Source organism: Microvirga medicaginis (genome assembly GCF_052658925.1).
This window is the reverse complement of record NZ_JBQWEL010000004.1, coordinates 13,607-32,453: the sequence shown is the minus strand read 5'-3', so window position 1 is coordinate 32,453 and position 18,847 is coordinate 13,607. Positions and strand designations below refer to the sequence as shown.

19 protein-coding genes and 1 other RNA gene are annotated in these 18,847 nt (G+C 58.6%); 7 read left to right on the top strand and 13 right to left on the bottom strand.

Annotated elements, in window-relative coordinates; genetic code table 11:
* The first annotated feature begins 438 nt into the window (after nucleotides 1–438).
* The 4 genes from ACUXUR_RS07360 (at nucleotide 439) to ACUXUR_RS07345 (ending at nucleotide 4,413) form a co-directional block, all read left to right on the top strand.
* Nucleotides 439–948: a hypothetical protein gene (locus ACUXUR_RS07360; protein ID WP_445501698.1), complete on the top strand. Its 510-nt coding sequence runs from the start codon at nucleotides 439–441 to the stop codon at nucleotides 946–948.
* Nucleotides 949–1,764: 816 nt separating this feature from the next.
* Nucleotides 1,765–2,808 (top strand): synaptic vesicle VAT-1 family membrane protein, encoded by a 1,044-nt coding sequence (locus tag ACUXUR_RS07355; protein WP_445501697.1) that lies wholly within the window; start codon nucleotides 1,765–1,767, stop codon nucleotides 2,806–2,808.
* 407 nt (nucleotides 2,809–3,215) lie between these two features.
* Nucleotides 3,216–3,599: a transfer-messenger RNA gene (ssrA, locus tag ACUXUR_RS07350) on the top strand.
* Between the two features lie 73 nt (nucleotides 3,600–3,672).
* Entirely contained in the window at nucleotides 3,673–4,413 is a 741-nt protein-coding gene (locus ACUXUR_RS07345; RefSeq protein ID WP_445501696.1) for a hypothetical protein, read from the top strand.
* Between the two features lie 80 nt (nucleotides 4,414–4,493).
* On the opposite strand, the gene ACUXUR_RS07340 is transcribed toward ACUXUR_RS07345, so the two are convergent.
* From ACUXUR_RS07340 to ACUXUR_RS07300, 9 genes are all read right to left on the bottom strand, one after another.
* A complete protein-coding gene (locus tag ACUXUR_RS07340) occupies nucleotides 4,494–5,099 on the bottom strand; it encodes a lysophospholipid acyltransferase family protein (RefSeq protein ID WP_445501695.1) in 606 nt (201 codons plus the stop codon).
* A gap of 321 nt (nucleotides 5,100–5,420) precedes the next feature.
* Entirely contained in the window at nucleotides 5,421–5,723 is a 303-nt protein-coding gene (gene rpsU, locus ACUXUR_RS07335) for a 30S ribosomal protein S21 (RefSeq protein WP_445501694.1), read from the bottom strand.
* Between the two features lie 86 nt (nucleotides 5,724–5,809).
* Nucleotides 5,810–6,004: a hypothetical protein gene (locus tag ACUXUR_RS07330; protein ID WP_445501693.1), complete on the bottom strand. Its 195-nt coding sequence runs from the start codon at nucleotides 6,002–6,004 to the stop codon at nucleotides 5,810–5,812.
* Nucleotides 6,005–6,074: 70 nt separating this feature from the next.
* Nucleotides 6,075–6,422, bottom strand: coding sequence for a DUF6481 family protein (locus ACUXUR_RS07325; protein WP_445501692.1), 348 nt, complete (start codon nucleotides 6,420–6,422; stop codon nucleotides 6,075–6,077).
* A gap of 45 nt (nucleotides 6,423–6,467) precedes the next feature.
* A complete protein-coding gene (locus tag ACUXUR_RS07320) occupies nucleotides 6,468–6,668 on the bottom strand; it encodes a hypothetical protein (protein ID WP_445501691.1) in 201 nt (66 codons plus the stop codon).
* 108 nt (nucleotides 6,669–6,776) lie between these two features.
* On the bottom strand, nucleotides 6,777–6,986 hold the full coding sequence (locus ACUXUR_RS07315; RefSeq protein ID WP_445501690.1) for a cold-shock protein: 210 nt from the start codon (nucleotides 6,984–6,986) through the stop codon (nucleotides 6,777–6,779).
* 344 nt (nucleotides 6,987–7,330) lie between these two features.
* Nucleotides 7,331–7,558, bottom strand: coding sequence for a hypothetical protein (locus ACUXUR_RS07310; protein WP_445501689.1), 228 nt, complete (start codon nucleotides 7,556–7,558; stop codon nucleotides 7,331–7,333).
* A gap of 109 nt (nucleotides 7,559–7,667) precedes the next feature.
* The gene (locus tag ACUXUR_RS07305) at nucleotides 7,668–7,877 is read right to left on the bottom strand and encodes a cold-shock protein (protein ID WP_445501688.1); all 210 of its coding nucleotides are present in this window, start codon (nucleotides 7,875–7,877) and stop codon (nucleotides 7,668–7,670) included.
* 852 nt (nucleotides 7,878–8,729) lie between these two features.
* Entirely contained in the window at nucleotides 8,730–9,170 is a 441-nt protein-coding gene (locus ACUXUR_RS07300) for a hypothetical protein (protein WP_445501687.1), read from the bottom strand.
* 539 nt (nucleotides 9,171–9,709) lie between these two features.
* Between ACUXUR_RS07300 and ACUXUR_RS07295 the strand changes: the two genes are divergently transcribed.
* Nucleotides 9,710–10,594 carry an AEC family transporter gene (locus ACUXUR_RS07295; RefSeq protein ID WP_445501686.1) on the top strand — a complete coding sequence of 295 codons (885 nt, stop codon included), beginning with the start codon at nucleotides 9,710–9,712 and terminating at the stop codon, nucleotides 10,592–10,594.
* 121 nt (nucleotides 10,595–10,715) lie between these two features.
* On the opposite strand, the gene ACUXUR_RS07290 is transcribed toward ACUXUR_RS07295, so the two are convergent.
* From ACUXUR_RS07290 to ACUXUR_RS07275, 4 genes are all read right to left on the bottom strand, one after another.
* On the bottom strand, nucleotides 10,716–11,381 hold the full coding sequence (locus ACUXUR_RS07290; RefSeq protein ID WP_445501685.1) for a GntR family transcriptional regulator: 666 nt from the start codon (nucleotides 11,379–11,381) through the stop codon (nucleotides 10,716–10,718).
* A gap of 43 nt (nucleotides 11,382–11,424) precedes the next feature.
* Nucleotides 11,425–14,382: an FAD-binding and (Fe-S)-binding domain-containing protein gene (locus ACUXUR_RS07285; RefSeq protein ID WP_445501684.1), complete on the bottom strand. Its 2,958-nt coding sequence runs from the start codon at nucleotides 14,380–14,382 to the stop codon at nucleotides 11,425–11,427.
* Between the two features lie 169 nt (nucleotides 14,383–14,551).
* Nucleotides 14,552–14,977, bottom strand: coding sequence for a GlcG/HbpS family heme-binding protein (locus ACUXUR_RS07280; RefSeq protein ID WP_445501683.1), 426 nt, complete (start codon nucleotides 14,975–14,977; stop codon nucleotides 14,552–14,554).
* Between the two features lie 104 nt (nucleotides 14,978–15,081).
* The gene (locus tag ACUXUR_RS07275; protein ID WP_445501682.1) at nucleotides 15,082–16,275 is read right to left on the bottom strand and encodes a pyridoxal-phosphate-dependent aminotransferase family protein; all 1,194 of its coding nucleotides are present in this window, start codon (nucleotides 16,273–16,275) and stop codon (nucleotides 15,082–15,084) included.
* A 975-nt stretch (nucleotides 16,276–17,250) separates the two neighbouring features.
* Here ACUXUR_RS07275 and ACUXUR_RS07270 point away from each other — a divergent pair.
* Complete coding sequence (locus ACUXUR_RS07270) at nucleotides 17,251–18,276, top strand: Bug family tripartite tricarboxylate transporter substrate binding protein (protein ID WP_445501681.1); 1,026 nt, start codon at nucleotides 17,251–17,253, stop codon at nucleotides 18,274–18,276.
* Nucleotides 18,277–18,350: 74 nt separating this feature from the next.
* Nucleotides 18,351–18,845, top strand: coding sequence for a tripartite tricarboxylate transporter TctB family protein (locus ACUXUR_RS07265; RefSeq protein ID WP_445501680.1), 495 nt, complete (start codon nucleotides 18,351–18,353; stop codon nucleotides 18,843–18,845).
* Nucleotides 18,846–18,847: the final 2 nt, after the last annotated feature.

Genomic DNA, 18,847 nt, shown 5'->3' with positions numbered 1-18,847 from the left:
CGTTTGCTGCAGTGCGGTAGATAGGTCAGCACGCATGACCTATGCGCCAATGGCATGAGCGTTCCAACAAAACATTCGTATGACGGTCTGCCGGGGATCAAAGCGTATCTTAGTACTTCGAAGGCCTGTAATTGGCACGGGGTCGACCTTTGCCTTGCTTCCGCAAGGGGGCTGCGAGGCGACCTTCACGTGACCTTGCTTGAGGGCTCAGGTCGACCCAGAACTGCCATTCGCCCGCTGTGCTGGAACACCAAGGAAGGCCTGCTCCCAAGAGCTAATCCTTTTGCAATTAATCCTTCTGCGGGGCTACCAAGCCGCGGACTGGGAGAGCAGGATCGCCGCTCGGTCGACATCGTGCCGTGATCAACAAGCTTGGGAGAATCTCCGATGTCACATCAAAAGAGTAGGGGAAGCTTGCATTCCGCCAGCTTTGCAATCGTGGCAGCTGTTGCATTTGGCATCGCGTCCGTGAGCGCGGGCGAGGCATCCCCAGAGGATGAGATCGCTCGGCTCAACCGAGTTCGCGCCAATCTGTTCGAGGAACTTGTGAAGACGCGAGCGGAAGCATCTTCTGCGCGTGCCGAATTGGAAGCAGCCATTAAGGCGCGCGATGCAGCCGAGGCCGAGCTCGCCCGTCTGAAGGGACAGGCCAGCGCTCAACCTGCCAGTTCTGGGCCGAGCGCCGAGACGAAAGCCGAGCCGCAACAACGTGCCACGAACGCCGCGTCCCCTGCGGCTCGCAGACAGAGCGTGCGCCCTGCAGCACCGGGAGTTACCGGAACCGTTCAGCGAACAGCCGCTGCGCGCACGCAGAAACGTGTTGTACGAACCGACCTTACACGGAGTGCGGCCGTCCGGCAGATGGATCAGGCTTCGCGTCAGTCACTGGCGCCGGTTGCCCGGGTGCAGGAATTGCCTAGCGTGCTGCGCCTGCAAGCTCCGCAATAGTTGCCTGTCCACGAGCCCCTATGCGGCATTCAATAACGCCTTGGCGGGCCTCCCGCCCGCTTGGACGCCCGTAGACGATCCCAATCTCCACCGGCGCCCGCTGACCGGTTCGCGTCCGCCGCATTTCGCCGGCGCTTGTCGCATCTACTCGGATCAGCTCCGCGCCCATCTCGGCGGCGTGCGTACGAGCTGCCGCAATGACCGCTTGGCGGCATGTTTCGACTACTTCATTGGGTGTGCCAGGACGATATTGAAGTTTGGGGATGATTGCTCGTTCAGCTGCGTAGCCACCAAGCAACCCAGAGACGCCAACGAGAAGAACGACCCACAGCATGTCTTTCCACCAAGAGCGCCCTGCGGCTACTGTGTTCAAGGCGCTACGATCGCCGTTTCAAGAAGTTCTCGCCTGGGCCGTCAGTTCCTTATCCTGGAGTATTAGGGCAGCTGTCGTGGCATGGCGCTCACAAGCGGCTGGGCGACCGGGGAGGGGTAGAAACTCATCAACTCCATCCGGGTGCCGTATCGATAGAGAAGCTGATACGATATCGGGATCCGCCGCTGCTCTGCGTCAGGAACGACTGCGCTTGGCACATCCCAGAGATGAACCGGATGTCTGCTCAAGAAGGATATACCGGGCGTTCCTGAAAGGCAGGGGATTTCCTGGTTTGATCCAAAGCGGTCCTAAAGATGTGTCCAGTAAATGCCTGGGGCAGGAGGCAGACGTCTTGGCTGATCAGATCACGCGGCCCGTCTAAATGTCTTGACGTTGAAATGCTGAGCTGTTGCGTGCCGCGCAAAGGGAACCGTTCAAAGCTCATGCACAAAGTGGTCGTCTATAAGGCCGGCGGTTACGAGCAGCTGAAGCTTGAAATCCATCCGGTGCCAAAGCCTGGCGATCGCCAGGTTCTGATCCGCACCCATGCGGTGGGGGTGAATTATGCCGACATCTGTGTCCGGTGGGGCGTCTATGAGTCCGCGCGCCGGTTTGTAGGATGGCCTATCACGCCGGGTTTTGAATATTCAGGCTGGGTGGAAGAAGCTGGCCGAGAGGTCAGTCATGTGAAGCCCGGCGATCCGGTGTTCGGGGTTACCCTCTTCAACGGCTACTCCACTCATGTCTGCGCCCCAGCCGATCTTGTCTGGCCGAAGCCTAAGGCGCTGAACTTCGAGGCGGCGGCCGGTTTCCTGGTCGTTCACCTGACGGCGTATCATGGATTGCTGCAACACGTGGTGATCCGGCCCGGCATGAAGATCCTCGTGCATTCGGCCGGCGGCGGAGTGGGTTCCGCGCTCGTCCAGCTGTGCAGGCTGCACGATCTGCAGGTGATCGGCGTGGTGGGGGCAAGCCACAAGGTTGAGTATGTGCATCAGCTCGGAGCGAATGCGGTGATCGACAAATCCAGTCAGTCGCTCTGGGATGAAGCCAAGCGCTTGTGTCCCGATGGCTACGACCTTGTCTTCGATGCGAACGGCCCTGAAACCCTGGCGCAGAGCTACGCGCATCTGAGGCCCATGGGCAAGCTGCTGGTCTATGGCTTTCACACGCTGCTGCCGAAACGGCGCGGACGCCTCAACTATCTCAAGGCGGCCATCGGGCTGATGAGAATGCCACGCTTCAATCCGTTGGCGATGACGACCGAGAACAAAGGAGTCGTGGCGTTCAACCTGTCGTTTCTCCTGGACCGTACCGACCTTCTACAGGCTGCAGTGAATGATCTCACGACATGGGTGGAGGCAGGCCACATTCAGGTTCCGAGCGTCCGGTCCTTTGCGTTGACGGAAGTGGCGGAGGCACATCAAGTCCTGGAGTCAGGTGAGACCACCGGCAAGCTCGTCTTGCGGACAATGCCATCTCCTTAAAGTGAATTGCTCGATTGATCACCAGACCGGAATTCGTGCGCAGAGCCTGGCGTGGACCTCCGGATCCGCACGATGCGCTAGTGGCGGTTCGGCTCCTCAATGCGTCAGGGAAGACTTGCTGATGGCACTTCTCAGGGCTAGCGCATCGTGCGGAAAAGTGGACCCGGTTTTCCGCTCAAACGATGCGCTGCTTAGAAAGGAAGCATCGGATTGATCCCAAAAGTGCAAGTTCACTTTTGGGTCCGATCCTCTAACCCCGAGGACATGCAGTTTGTTTGGAAGATTCCTTCTTGAGGCGAAGCTTAGGCTCGAAGATAGCAGGAAGTCCTCGACGCATACCGTGGCATGGACAATCCTGCGTGCAGATTGGGTTATCCAACCGATCGGTATCGGGATCGCACAATCGGAGTCTGGTAATCTGGCCAGTTAATGCTTATATCAATGGCGTCAGGTTCGCCTGACTATGATCGTAGAGGCAGAGTGGAATAGGCGTTTAGGACGCGGGTTCGATTCCCGCCGCCTCCACCATAAGCACACCGGCCGTTTAGGTACCGCAGAACGGATGTTGGGCAACGGCTTATCGTTGAAGCTGAATTGCTGTCCCGGTGTGTTTGTGAGGGGGGCGACATGGGTTCGACTGGGCGCGATAAAGACTAGGCTGCGATTAGGCTGAGCTACGGCCTTGATAGTGCACATTCATAAATGCCAACGACAACGTTGACATGGGTGCGGTGCGCCTCGCGGCGTAACCATCCGGGGCTCGGGAAAGCCTAGCAACAGAAACGGCACCTTCGGGTGCCGTTCCCTTTTCAAGCCTGCAATTCCACAGCTGCCGCTGATCGTAAAAAGAGAGATAAAAAGCATATGTCGGACGTTCAAGTAAACGGCTACATCCGGGTTCCTAAAGGAACAACCGTCTATCCGATCGGCGATGGCGTTGAGGCTCCGTCCACCCGTGATCAGGTCGTCAAAGTCACAAATGTCTTCGATGTGGATGTCAAAAGCGACAACTTCTATCTCCTTCTCCCAGACGACATGCGGCTGCGGTATTTCGAGGCAAGCGGTGGCAAACGCCCCATAGATCAGGACATTCTGGAGTTCACCGACGGCCTGACCAAGGGTGACTACCGAGCCGTGGAGTGGTCGAGCAAATGGGCTCTGATCGCCGATGTTCAGCCGACGGAAGCTCCCGCGAGGGCCAAGACGTCTAAGCAGACGGCGAAGGCAGAGAAGAAACCGCTCACCAAACAGCAGCAGATGGTGGTGGGGTCCGTATGGCGCTTTGCCCAGGATGCGGAGCTACGCTACAAGGTCCGCAACCCGGCCTATGCCATCCTGCGCGACGAGATCGAGAACAGCTTGCGACAGTTGCCGTCGCATGCCCGCACGCAGAAGATCGAGCTTAAGCTGAATGAACTCGGCGTCATGGACCATCTGGATGAGGCCTGGGGCTCTGTGAAAGCAGGTGAGATCTTCACTGTCCGCAGCAAACTGACCTTCGGCTTTGCCGGTGGGCAGGACGTGCCAATGCTGTTCCGGGGCGAGAAGTTCACGCTGCCTTATACAAGCCTCGAACCCTTCATCGAGTTGGTGACCGTTCCATAGATCACCATCAGGCCCCTGCGGTGCTTGTCTCCGGTTGTGACCTTATGGGTTCGGCTATCAGCGTATCGCCGAACCCGAGTTTAGGCTGCTTGTGACCACGAGTGTCTTCTCTCAGCCTCAAGAAGCTGCTCCGCCCTGCGGGTGAATTCGCTGCCGGGAAGACCCGGCTGGATTGGGGCGAGATAAGAAACCGAGATTGTCCCGCTCCGCTTGAAGGGCCGGGCCGGCCCCCAGAAGTGACCCGAATTCAAAGCTACCGGAAGAACCACCCGGTCGAGCTTCGAGTAAAGCAGTTCAACTCCCCGCTTGAACGCGATCGGCTCGGAGACTGGCTTTCTGGTTCCTTCCGGAAAGATCAACACGGAACGGCCCTGGGCAAGGGCGGCCCGGCTTTCGTCAACCATCTTCCGGACTGCTTTCGAGCCACTCTCCCTGTCGATCAGGATCATCGGGGATTTGCGCAGGAACCACGAGAAGATCGGGATTGTGAGCAGCTCCTGCTTTGCGACAATCGCCACATCAGGAAAAAGGATTAGGAAAGCCAGGGTTTCCCAGGTCGATTGGTGATTGGCGATGATCAGGCAGGGCTCATCGGGGATGTTGTGCTGCCCTCGTTCAACATAAGTCAGTCCGACAAGCCACTGCAAACCAATGAGGATGCCGCGAGCCCAAAGCCGTGATGCCAACCGGACTCCACGCTCAGGGGAGCCGCATAGCCACAGGATGGCCAAGGCAGGTGTGAAGAGCCCGGTCCAGAGAGCCAAATAGATATCAAAGAGTTTTGAGCGAACGTGCTGCATGCAAATGGAATGTGTCAGATGAATGGTGTTTGATCCGAGCCAGGGCTCATTGGCACACACGTTGTGCCTTCGGTTCCCAACAAGTGCTATGGACCATTTGATAGGGGGCTGGCTCAAAGCTCAGTATGGGGTCCCAAGCGGCGCAGCATGTATCATGCGCTGCTTGCAAGGCCGAGAATGGCGCTCCGGCTCTGTTGCTTTGGCCCGCTAGACCTTCGACTCTGTCGCCTCGGTGCGTGGCCCGGTACTGGGGGCCATCATCGGTCGACGCGGACCAGCAACACGAGGCTTCGGTTTGGGCGCCGCGATCAATCCTTCCCGGATGGCCTGCTTTCGCGCCGCTTTGCGGTTGCGTCGAACAGCTTCCGCCTTCTCACGAGTCTTTCGCTCTGATGGTTTCTCGTAAGCTTTTCGCGCCTTCATTTCGCGGAAGATGCCTTCACGCTGCATCTTCTTCTTGAGAACCCTAAGAGCCTGATCGACATTGTTGTCACGCACCAAAACCTGCAACGGAGATCCTATCTATATGTTGGTGTGAATTATTCCGTCGCATTTGTTCGACGGATCTGATGAACAAGGAGTTCGGAGCCAGAGGGCTAGATGTTCCGAATTTCACTCTCCCGGACTGCCCTCTCGATTGTTCCCGACTTGATTCGGTACGAAAACTCTCCGGTCTGGTCGGCTGGCATCAGCCGCACGACCTCGTAGACGCTGGCAGAACTCGTCCGGGCGTCAGAAAACCCAGTCTGGTTCAGCCGGACCATCTGTCGGACTTTGAACTTGTGGGACATCAGTCACTCTCCTTGGTGTCGGGTGAATTGGACCAGGCGTCATCGTTGGGATGCGGTCGGATCCGAACAGCTACTTTCGTGCTTTGCGGGCGGCGTAGCGAGCATCGCGCGCGGCCTTGCGCTCAGCCTCAAGCCTTGCGTCACCGGCTTCCTTTTCTGCGGCCATGCGTTTTTCCTGCTCCGCTTGTTCCACTGCATGGGCTTCGCGCTCAGACGCAATACGGGCGTTTTCCGCGAGGCGCACTGTCTCGCGTTCAGCCATGCGGGCCTCGCGTGCTGCACTCACCGCAGCCCGAGCCGCCCGTCGTTCAGCAACCGCCGGATCGTCGGAGCCTGGGCGCTGCCGGAACTTCGCCGCCATCGCCTGCTTCGCGTTCCTGGCAGCACTCAGCCGCTCGCCAAGATCCTGATGCTTCATTCCGCTTACTGATCCCAATTCGTCTACCTGATCTAACCTGTGCCGTTACCGGATGCGCCGGATGCTGCTGATATTGCCGCCGGGAAGGGTACCCTGCTCTTGCTGAGCTCGTGCGATCAGCCCGATTGCTCGGCTATCACTGGCTTTTTCGGGATTGTCGATCCACAGATAAGCCCGACGAGCATCGTCATAATCCACCACGAACATCACAGATTTCGCAGGGGCCGTTTTTCGGAACGTGTTCATTAATTCCTCACTCGTTCGAGATCGAATGACGAAGATTCGCAAAGAAAAAGCCGCTCCATCCGGAAGCGGCTCCGTATGCCGGCGCTTACGGTTTGCGCCCTATCACGCTCAGGACTTCTGGATGTTGTTGACGGCTACCTTGCCGGAGCGGCGATCCTCGGCCGTGTCGAAAAAGACCTTCTGGCCCTCAACTAGACCGCGCATGCCGGCACGCTCAAGAGCAGTTGCGTGGACAAACACATCCTTGCCGCCGTCATCGGGTTGAATGAAGCCGAAGCCCTTCATGTCATTGTAGAATTTTACGGTGCCCATAATCATAGGGGTGATCTTTCGCGATTGATGCAGATGCACATGAGCAAAGGCGCGCAAAAGAGCGACTCAACTCGGTTCGTCGATGTTTTGGAAAGAGAGTCCGAACGTGCGCCTGGCGGAGCCAAAAGCGAAACGGCCCGATTGTCCGGCCAAAGTCGATAATAAAGATATAGGTAGTTATTAGATTTTTACAAGGACATTCTTTAAGTTATCGGCAAAGAATTGTGATCCTGAAAATTATTCCTCCGAAATTTGCCTTCGATAACATCGACGTGACCCAGTACAACTATGCCGGTACGAAAGAGGATGTTGCCTGACGGCGGCGGGCCCGATTGTCCGGCCAAGGTAAGCTAAACTTGTGAGCGCGTAATCTTCTTGATCGGAATGCGCGGGCGCCGGGCTTTCTCAGCGATGGCGTTGTCCTGCTCCTCTATGGCCTTCCTTGCGGGCTCGTCGCCATCCAGGCCACCGAGAATGGAGCGTGGAACGCGCCTGTTCGAGCTTCGGGAGCCGTCCTCATACAGAACATCAAAGAGCGCGTATCCACTCTCGATCGGCTTGGATTTGTTGCGTGCCATGGGCTGTTTTCCTTTGCAATCTGACGCACCGAGTTGCCTTATGCCAAAACGCAAGGGCCGCTCCGTAACGGAGCGGCCCTTGTCCTAAATGGGTGATCGGAAGACTTGATCAGGCCGTCTTCAGGTTCCCGGCCGATTCCTTGCCTGTCCGTCGGTCGGACTCGACATCGTAGGAGACCTTCTGACCTTCAACCAGACCACGCAGGCCTGCGCGCTCCAGTGCGGTGGCATGGACGAACACGTCCTTGCCGCCGTTGTCGGGCTGGATGAAGCCATACCCTTTTGTTTCATTGTACCACTTGACCGTGCCCGTCGCCATGGTGAGCTCCTTTTTGCTAGCCATGATAAAGGTGAGCCGCGGCACTGATATGCATTGGCTCGAAGGGATATCGATGCTTGGGGAGGTCGTCCGTGCATGTGCACGGTGAGGCGCAGCAGCTCAGTCGTCAGCCAAATCTCGATGCAATGACCATAAGATTGTCATGCGGCCTTTACAAGGCACAGGCGATATCTTGGGTGTCCCTACCGCTGCAGACACGCCAGGGGATGTGGCGAACGGTGCAGAGGAGGCAAGTCAGAGATGAGCCGCCTCATCGTCCAGCAATGTTCCAATCAAGCGCAGCAGTTCCTGGTGCTCAGGCCCGCGCCCAGAACTCAGGAAGGCGCCAACCTCGATATGAGCAACATTGCCGCCTGATGCCAAGTTGGCTTCGTGTCTCACAAAAACCTCGCCAGACGTATCCCGGATCAAATACCAACGATCCCCATTCGGGCTGGTATACAGCTTTCGCACTTTCGTCATCCATCAGATCCCTGCTTAGCAGAAAGGCCTTCCGAGGTGCTCGTACTCACTCCCGGCAGCCGTAACGATTCTGCCGACTGACCGGAGACCATCGAGAACTCCCTGCATATGCTCGGACACTGCCGCCGTGCGGGCGTCCTCCACAGTATCGAACGCCAGCATGGTGTTCTGGCTGGCTCCAGCCGTCGTGCGATAGGCCATAAAGACACCGCACCAGAAATTTGCGGAAGCTGGGCAATCCAGTCCCGGACCCGCTGATTGTAGTCGTTCCACCTATGCGAGCCGGTCGGGCGGTCGTACTGAAACATGACATAAACCATGGGACACCTCCCCGAGGGCTCGCGTCGTCATCACAGGATAACGATCGGGTTACTTTCGGAACGGGATGGCCCCACCGTACAGGTAGCAGTAGATGCGGTCGAGGTTGAGCCCGAGATGTTCACCCAGCTTCCGAATAGCCTCCCCATGTTCAGGGTATGGACCTCGGTTCTCCAGACCAACGATGATGATCCTGAATGCGGAATCATACCGTCCGCCTAGCGGCAACATCGCTGTTGCAAGGGCATCCCCCTCCGCGCTGCGTAAGGTCAGGAATAGCGGCATGATACGCTGCACGTGAGGCTTGAGACCGATATCCTGTTCGATAAAAGGAACGGCGGTCGAGTGATAGGGGCTCGCTGCAGCGTCCCACGCTTGGCGGAAGTACTTCTCAACCGCGTGCTGCATCGCATCCGGCTCGAGCGCGGCCTCACCTTTGGTCTCAATCCGAAACCAGCTCTTCGCCCCTGGAGCATCGCAGATATATTGCATACTGAATCAACGCAGAACCGCGGCAAAGGTTGTCGAGACACTTCGCCCCGCGCACTCCCCTGTCCGTTCCAGCCATAAGCCTGCCATTGCCTGTCGCCAAAGGGCGTGCAGCTTCCAAGAGCGAAGGTCCGCTTAAGGCTGGAACACCGGACATTCCTGAAGGGCAGGGGAATTCCCGCGTTTGGCCCGGAGGCTACACTCGCATGAGAAGCCCACGAGTAAGCACTCTTAGCATCGACATCTGAGTGAGCGTACAAAGGTCGCGAAGTCATCCGATCACGGGCTCTTCACCAGTGACGGAAAACCCGCTCGTGATCTGGAAAGCAGGCATTTACACACCCTATGATGTCTGACAATCTTTGTGCCTGCTTAGCTTTGCGTCGTGCCACCCACGTCCTTGTTGAGTCCTAAACTCTCGCTCATGCTTCAGGATCTTTCATGCTCCGATCCCTGCCGCACGCAGCCGGCCGGACAGTCTCGCAGCGCCATTCGTCGAGCTCTGCCCATTCCACTCACTCGGTCGTGAGCCGGACACTCCTATGCTCCTGCTAATCGCGTCAGTGGTTCTCCCGATCCTGATTACGGTTGGGATCGGGTCCATGTGGACGCGCCTGGGATACAAGCTGGAATCACGAGATCTGACGGCTCTCATTGCGGATGTGGCGACTCCTTGCCTCGTCATCAGTACATTCCAGACATCGCGTCTGTCGTTCGAGGCTTTTACGGCCGTAGCAGCGGCAGCTACGACAGCCATCGCGCTCTTTGTCAGCATTGGAGCACTGCTTCTATGGATCACGGGGTTGCGCATCCGGACATTTCTGCCGTCCATCGCCTTCCCCAATGCCGGGAACCTCGGCCTGCCACTCTCGCTTTATGCCTTCGGGCCCGAAGGGCTGAGCTATGCCATCGCGTTCTTCTCGATCTCCTCGGTCGCCAACTACACGTTCGGACAAGCCATCGCAGCTGGCAAGGCGAACTGGCGAGGATTGCTGCGTCTGCCTCTGCTCTATGCCGTCGCTATCGGAATCGCACTGTCTTTCTGGGGGATCGATCTGCCAGCGCCAGTTGCCAAGACGCTTGCGCTGATCGGCAACCTGACGGTTCCCCTGATGCTGTTGATGTTAGGAGCCTCCTTGAGCCGATTGAAGGTGGCCTCATTTGGTCGCGCTGCCGCGGTGACAGCATTTCGAATCGGGGGAGGGACGTTGATCGGAATTCTGGTCGCAACGCTGTTTGACTTGGCTGGAGCCATGAAAGCCGTTCTGATCCTGCAATCAGCGAACCCTGTTGCGGTTTATAATTACCTGTTCGCGCAGCGCTGGAACAACGAGCCTGAGGAGGTGGCCGGCGTGGTCGTGCTGTCGACAATGGTGTCCATCGTGACGATCCCACTGCTGTTGGCTTGGCTGAGCTACTCACTCTAGTGAGTATTCGCCGATGGCAAGTCTTCTCTGCACAATCTGGATGGTGAGGGTCGCTGGTCGGCAGAGCGTGACCCGGGAGAGTGCCTTCCCGGACAATATGCCCAAGCGTTGATTCCCTATCTCAGGTGTTTTCTCCGTAGGCGGCCAGAATGACTTCTTTTTTCCCGTAGATATGCTCGCGCATAAGTTTTACGAGGCGATCACTGTCGCGGGCTCTCAGAAGTTTGATCATCTGCTCGTGCTCAGCGACCGCCCTGCGCCATTGTTCGGGTGTCTTGTGGGCCGAGTAGCGGGTCCGTTGAATGCGTCCCGACAGATTCTCATAGATCCCTTGTAATGTCGCATTGCGGCTTGCCGTCATGATCGCCTCATGAATCTGACGGTTGAGTGTAAAGTAGCCCGAATTGTCCTTTCGCTTCCAAGCTGCGACCATCTGCTGATGCAGCCCCTCAATCGCAGCGATCTCGTCATCCGTCATGCGTTTGCAGGCAAGGTCGGCAGCGGTGGCCTCAAGTCCCGCCACAACCTCGATCATCTCGTCGATTTCCTGATTCGTAATGCTGGCGACGCGTGCGCCACGATTGGGCAACAGCTCAAGAAGTCCTTCCGTCGCCAGGATCTTGATCGCTTCGCGCAGCGGCGTGCGTGATATTCCAAAGCGCTCTGCGAGTTCAAGCTCATTGACCCGCGACTTCGGCTCGAGTTCGCCGGAGCGGATCAGGTCCCGCAGACGCTCCGCCACCTCATCGTGAAGGTAGCGACGACTGATACTGAGGGTAGCTTCCATGGGGCACCGAACCGCTTGGTTTGTTTGGGTCAGTATATCATGTTCATAGCGTGTCCTGACGCCGAGACGCGAGCGAATTATCGAGTACGCGGACGACGTGAACCGCTTTGCGGCTGGCGCCATCATGGATCTGATGGCGGCAGCTCGTACCGTCGGCAACCACGAGGTCATCGGCTCGGGCTTCGCGAACAGCTGGCAGCAGCGACAGTTCCGCTATGGCAAAAGAGATGTCGATTGTCGCGGTGCCATAGCCGAACGCCCCTGACATGCCACAGCAGCTTGACTCGATGGTCTGCACGTTGAGACCGGGAACCTTGTGCAGGACGGCCTCGGTCGGTCCCATGATTCCAAACGCCTTCTGATGACAATGACCATGCAGGTGAGCGGTCCGCCCACCTTGGTCCTTCAGAGGCAGCGAGGCCGTGCCGGTCTCCAGGTCCGTCGCCAGCACCTCCTCAAGAAGGAAGGCGGCTCTCGCCAACGGCTCGACTTCCTCCTTCGGGAGGAGGGACGCAAATTCATCACGGAAGGTCAGGAGGCAGGATGGCTCGAGGCCGATCACCCGAGCGCCCTTGGCAACATAAGGTGCGAACGTATCCAGAGTGCGTCTGGCTTCCTTGCGTGCATCGTCAATCAGTCCGGCAGAGAGATAGGTTCGGCCGCAGCAAAGGGGCCGTCTGCCCCCCGCCGGCGGGACGTGGTGCAGGCGATAGCCGGCCGCCGAAAGAACGCGTTCCGCAGCCTCCAGGTTCTCGCGCTCGAAATAGCGATTGAAGGTGTCGCCGAAGAGAACGAGGTCACGGCCGTCGCCGACCACGTCATCCGGACTTGCCATCTTGCCCAGCTGCTTCCAGGGGCGGCGCCACTTCGGGAGCGTGCGTCGCGCGCTGAAGCCGAACCAGCGCTCCGTTGCCTTTGCAAGAAAGGGGAGCGTGTCACGTAAATTGAGGAGTGGCGCGACGAGTGCGGCGAAGGGCGCGTAGCGGGGGAGGTGAGCGATCATCCGCTCCTTGAGTGGCAGGCCGTGGCGCGCATGATAGTGATGAAGAAACTCGATCTTCATCTTCGCCATATCCACGCCAGTAGGGCACTCGCGCTTACAGCCCTTGCAGGAAACGCACAGGTCCAGCGTCTCCTTCATCTCAGAAGAGGTAAACGCATCTGGTCCTAGCTGGCCTGAAATAGCCAGACGAAGGGAGTTGGCGCGGCCACGGGTGACGTGCTGCTCTTGGCGGGTGACACGATAGGATGGGCACATTGTGCCGCCCAGCGTCTTCCGGCAGGTGCCGTTGTTGTTGCACATCTCGACGGCTTGGCCAAAGCTGCCCCATTCTGACCAATCGAGAGCTGTCGTAGCAGGCTCTACGGCATCATAGCCAGGTGGGAAGCGCATCAGGCTGCGATCGTCCATCCGATAAGGCCGGACAATTTTACCGGGGTTGAGATGATTGCCCGGGTCGAATCCGTCCTTGACGGTCTCGAAGGCTCGGACGAGTCGGGTTCCGAACATGCGCTCGTGAAACTCGGAGCGTGAGATGCCATCACCGTGCTCGCCGGAATGGGAGCCTTTGAAACGCCGCACCAGATCGCAGGCCTCCTCCGCGATGGCGCGCATGGAGCTGATATCCGCATCGTCCTTCATGTTGAGGATGGGGCGGACATGCAGGCAGCCAACAGAGGCATGAGCATACCAAGTGCCCCGAGTGCCGCGGCGTTCGAACAGCTCCGTCACCGCATCCGTGTAATCGGCGAGATGTTCCAGCGGGACTGCGCAATCCTCGATGAAGGAGACAGGCTTTCCGTCCCCCTTCATGGACATCATGATGTTGAGGCAGGCTTCACGGACTTCCCAGATCTGGCGCTGGCGAGGCGGCTCGATGACCTCGACAACGGCATCCGGGAGGCCATGGTCGGCCATGCACTGGTCCAGCCGCCTCAAGTCCATCTTGAGTGCATCCAGGTCGTCGCCTGCGAATTCGACCAGAAGCAGGCAGTTGGGTTTCCCTTTCGTGATGTCGGCGAGCGTTCGCCGGAAGAGGGGAATGTCGGCCCCGAGGACCAGGATGTTGTTGTCCACGAGCTCGACAGCGGTCGGATCAAGCGCCACAAGGTGGCGCGTCGTTTCCATGGCTGCCCGGAACGAGGGGAAGTGGCATATTCCCATGACCCGGTGCGTCGGGATCGCCGATAATTGCAGGGTCACGCCTGTCGTGACAGCGAGCGTGCCCTCGGAGCCGACGAGTAGGTGTGCAAGGTTCGGCTGTTCGTGCAACAGTGCATCGAGGTTGTATCCGCCGACCCGACGTTGCACTTTGGGGAACATGCGCTCGATCTCGTCCCGCTCGCGATGAGCGAGGGCAATCATATCGGCCGCGAGGCGGGTTATATGCTCCGAGCCCGTGACCCTGCCGATTTCGGCGCCAAACGCCCCGCCATCCGGCAGGAGGGCGGCGATGGCCAGGACATTATCGACCATCTTGCCATAGCGCAGAGAGCGGGCCCCGCAGGAGTTGTTGCCCGTCATGCCGCCGATCGTGCAGCGGCTTGCGGTCGAGGGCTCTACGGGAAAGAACAGGCCATCAGTCTTGAGCCGGGCATTGAGATGTTCCAGCACGATTCCCGGTTCGACCGTTACGGTCCGGGCCTGTGGATCATAGGCGGTAATCGCGTTGAAGGTTCGGCTGCAGTCCAGGATGAGGCCAGCCCCTATCGGCTGCCCGTTCTGAGATGTCCCGCCGCCGCGCGCGATGACCGGGACTCCATGTTCACGAGCAATCTTGAGGGTCGCTTCGATATCTGACGAGCCCTTCGGGAACACCACGCCGACGGGCATGATCTGGTACACCGAGGCGTCTGTCGCATATCGTCCGCGGGTGAAAGTGTCGAAGCTGACACTTCCCTCGAGCGCATTGGTCAGCTGCCGCTCCAGGCCCAGATTTCGCCCGCGGGGTGAAGGGCGGGGTGACGGATATGTGATAGGAGACGAGAAATTTCCCTGCATCGAACCCTCCAGCGCCATCACGGCACTCCGAATTTGCTAATACCAAATGCGGAATCGACATTCCGTCTAAAGCCGCCCGGCGATGAGTGATCCATTTCGGAGAGCTTCTTGCAAACGAGGGGCATTCACTGCAACCCGAATGCCGGAAGGCAATTGTCTGCCTTACCCGCTAGCCTGCGTCCGGCTGCAAGGACGTGGCTTTGATTGCAATAACTGCGCATGCCTCGTCGTTGTCGGACGCATCGCCGGAGATCCCCACGGCACCGAGGGTCTCTCCGCCATGGTCTTTGATCAGGACGCCGCCGGGTACCGGCACGAGCGAGCCGCCTGCAATCGCATTGACGGCGGAAACAAAATAGGGCTGTTCCTGAGCGCGGTTGAAGATCGCTCTAGACCCGAGGCCAAGACCGAGGGCTCCGAACGCCTTTCCGTGGGCGACCTTCTCCCTCAGCAGCGACGTGCCATCCTGAGAGGCTGAAGCCTTGACGCTGCCCCTGCTGTCCAGAACCACAATGGCCAGAGGCTTCAGCCTGCGCCTTTCAGCTTCCTTGAGGGCAGCATGGATAATCTCCTGGGCGACCTTTAGCGTCAGCATGGAAAGAGCTCCGACACGCGTTTATTCCTCTGCCTGTCATGACCGCGCGGGGGATGAGAGCAGTCGGCGTTTCGGCCGCTCCCAACCCTCAATCGGCGGATACGTTATTCGGCAGCCTGCGCCGCGGGTCCGGCATTGCCGCTCAGATAGCTCATGGCCGCTTCGACACCGCCGGAACGATGCGGAATGCCGCATGTGCGCAGCCCCATCTCGACGCCGGTGAGCACGCCCGTGACCATGAGGTCGTGGAAGTCGCCAAGATGTCCGATCCGGAAAACCTGGTCTGCAAGAGGGCCAAGGCCATTGCCGAGGGACATGTTGAAGCGGGTCAGGATTTCCGCCCGCAGGTTATCGGCGGAGTGTCCTTCTGGAAGCCGGACGGCGGTGAGTGATGACGAGTATTCCGCCGGATTCTGGCATTGAATTTCGAGGCCCCAATGACGCACGCAGCGCCGGGTTGCTTCAGCGGCACGGTCATGACGGGCGAAGACGTTCTCGAGACCTTCCTCATGCAACATCCGGATCGCCACTTGCAGCCCTTGCAGCAGGTTTGTTGACGGGGTGTACGGGAAGAAGCCTTTCTCGTTGATGGCAAGCATGTCTTCCCAGTCCCAGAAAGAGCGCGGGAGCTTTGCCTTCTTGGCCGCCGCGAGCGCCTTTTCGGAAATGGCATTGAAGGACAGCCCTGGAGGAAGCATCAGGCCCTTCTGCGATCCACCGACTGTCACGTCCACGCCCCACGCGTCGTGCCGATAATCGATGGAGCCCAGGGACGAGATCGTGTCGACGAGGAGCAGGGCTGGATGACCGGCGTTATCGATGGCACGGCGCACGGCGGCAATGTTGGAGGTGACGCCTGTTGAAGTCTCGTTGTGCACGACGGCAACGGCCTTGATCGTGTGAGCTTTGTCCTCGGCCAACCGTGCCTCGATCGCGTCGGCATTGACACCAGATCGCCAGTCTCCCTTGATGAATTCCGCCTCGATCCCGAGCCGCTTGGCCATCTTGTTCCACAGGGTCGAGAACCATCCCGTCTCGAACATCAAGACCTTGTCGCCGGGCGAGAGGGTATTGACGAGGGCAGCCTCCCAAGCGCCCGTGCCGGAGGCTGGATAGATGATCACCGGCTGCGTTGTCTTGAAGATTGTGCGGATACCTGAGAGCACCTCCCGGCCAAGCCGGCCGAACTCCGGTCCACGATGGTCGATCGTCGGCTTTGCGATGGCGGCCAGCACGGGCAGCGGAGTGTTGGTAGGCCCCGGAATCTGAAGAAAGTGCCGACCAGCCTGATAGCTCATGGGATCCTCCGCCAGCGCGGGCTTCGTCGACCCGCCCGTTTTGAATTTTGACTTATGTATTATGAATGCAAAATTGGTCGAGTCAATTCGCCGGGCGGCGAACTGCCGGATTCCTTGGTGGGTTCATCTACGTTGAGAGTATCGTCCATTACGGCCGATCTCATGCCGGATCGGTCTTCACTCGGGTTTTATGACGCGGACAATGGCGTGTCGGGGGTATCTCCTCAAAGTTGGACAGATCTGTTCTAATGGCTGTTGCTCATCAGCGCCGTAAAATCGGTAAACTGCTCCGACCCTGGCGATACTCGGCGTTAGCAGGGACATCTCTCGTTTGGTGCTCGCAAGCTCCCGCACCACGGCGATGCATTCATTCTGAATAGCATGAGATGGTCCAGGTGGTTCTGGAGTTCAGGTGCGTGCCTACAATGGGGCTACGATCATGCATGCTCTCTCGCGGTGCGCTTGCCCCGATCGAGCGGACGGTCCCGGACATGCAGCCGCGAGTCTGCGTGCGGAGCCTAGCCGTGCGGCTCGGAAGACAGCGCAGCGGATATGAAAGGCTCAACTGAATTTTGCCCGTGCGGCCTCCAGGATGAAAAGACGGGCTGGCATCCATCTCATGGGTGTCATTGCGAAACAGGCCCAGGAGCTTGAGCATTCCGATCGCGGCGGTGCTTGCATTCGAGGTTCTGGAGCGGATGTTGGCTGATGACTTGCGGGCGTCTGCAAGATGGGGCGCTGAAGCCAAACGACGCCTTGTTGCGCTGCGGGCACCATAGGCCGCAGTGAGGAACTGAAAACAAAATTCGGCCTTGCAGGACCAATCCTGGGAGAAAAGGCTTGTCACATGGGCAATTTTGAATTCATAATTCCTTCAACAATAAAACAATAACGGCAAAGCCACTCAAAGAAAGTGGCGAGTGGGGAACGACAACGTCGCGTCCGCCACACCGGCGCACGCGCAAGGAGGAAAGTATGATCCTGAAGGGTATTGATGCGCCGCGTGCGCTAGGCATCTTCGCGTCTGCTGCCATGGCGATGGCGCTGGGGACTGCGCCGGCATTGGCGCAGTCCGAATGGAAACCTACCAAGCCGGTGGAGTTTGTCGGCGCGGCTGGTCCGGGCGGCGGTACGGACATCTTTGCACGTGCAGTGCAATTGGCGATTCAAAACAACCATCTGATCGACCAGCCGATCCTGGTTGCGAACAAGGGCGGCGGCAGCGGAGCCGAGACCTTTGTTTATGTGAAGGCTGCCGAAGGCGACGGCCACAAGCTCGCATTCGGAACGTCAAACCTTTACACGCTGCCCATGGTTGCCAAAGTGGCGTTCAAGCACACTGACTTCATGCCCGTGGCCGCGATGGTGTTCGACGAGTTCGTGCTCTGGACGAAGGGCGACTCTCCATACACAGACTATAAGTCGTACACAGCGGCGGCCAAGGAAGCTAACGGCACCTTCAAGATGGCGGGGGCTCTGTCGAAGGATACGGACCAGACCCTCACGCGCTTGATCGAAAAAGATACGGGGGCGAAGTTCATCTACCTTCCGTTCAAAAGCGGCGGCGAGGCCTCAGTCCAGCTCACGGGCGGGCACGTCCAATCCCATGTCAACAATCCAAGCGAAAGCGTGGGTCACTGGAAGGCCGGCCAGTTGAAGGCGCTGTGCGTATTCTCGAAAGAACGCATGGCCCCGGGGCCGAAGGTCACGGAGACGCAGAGCTGGCACGACATCCCGACCTGCAAGGAGCAGGGCGCAGGCATCGAGTCGTACCAGATGCCGCGCACGGTTGCGCTTCCTCCGGGCACACCTCAGGCGGCTGTGGACTTCTGGGCGGACGTCCTGAAAAAAGTAACCGAAACTCCCGAGTGGAAGGATTACCTCACCAAGACGGCGCAGACGGGTCGCTTCATCGCCGGATCCGAGCTCAAGACCTTCATTGAGGAGGACGAGAAGCGCACCCGCAAGGTCTATGAGGAGGAAGGCTGGCTCGTGAACTGAACCGTCAGGTCCTTGTGAAAGGCACGGGCAACGACCGTGCCTTTCATCCTTTTAAACAGGAGGTAGGTTCGGTGATGAACGAACGGACGCTCATATCGCGCATAAGCATGGAGGTGGCAACGGCGCTTGTCACCGGAGCTGTCGGCATAGCCGTCATGTGGGGCGCTGTCGAGCATGACATCGGATGGGGAGACTCCGGGCCCGCGTCAGGTTACTTCCCATTCCGTATTGGCGTGCTCATCGTCCTCGCGAGTCTCACAAATCTCGTTATCGCCCTCCGGCGTCGCAGCGCCGATCATTCCGTCTTCGTCACGAATGTGCAGATGCGGAGCGTTCTTGCGTTCGGATTGCCGATTTTGGGTTTCGTGATCGTCTCGTCCTTTCTTGGCCTTTATGTCGGGACGATCCTTTATCTCGCATTCGTCATGATCTTTCAGGGAGGCTACCGGCCTGTTTACGCCATCGGCCTCGCGCTTGCTGTTGCTGTCGCGATGCGGCTCATCTTTCCGATCTGGTTCAAGGTGCCCCTGCTGACGGGCCCGCTCGAAGCTCTGCTCGGGCTTTATTGAGG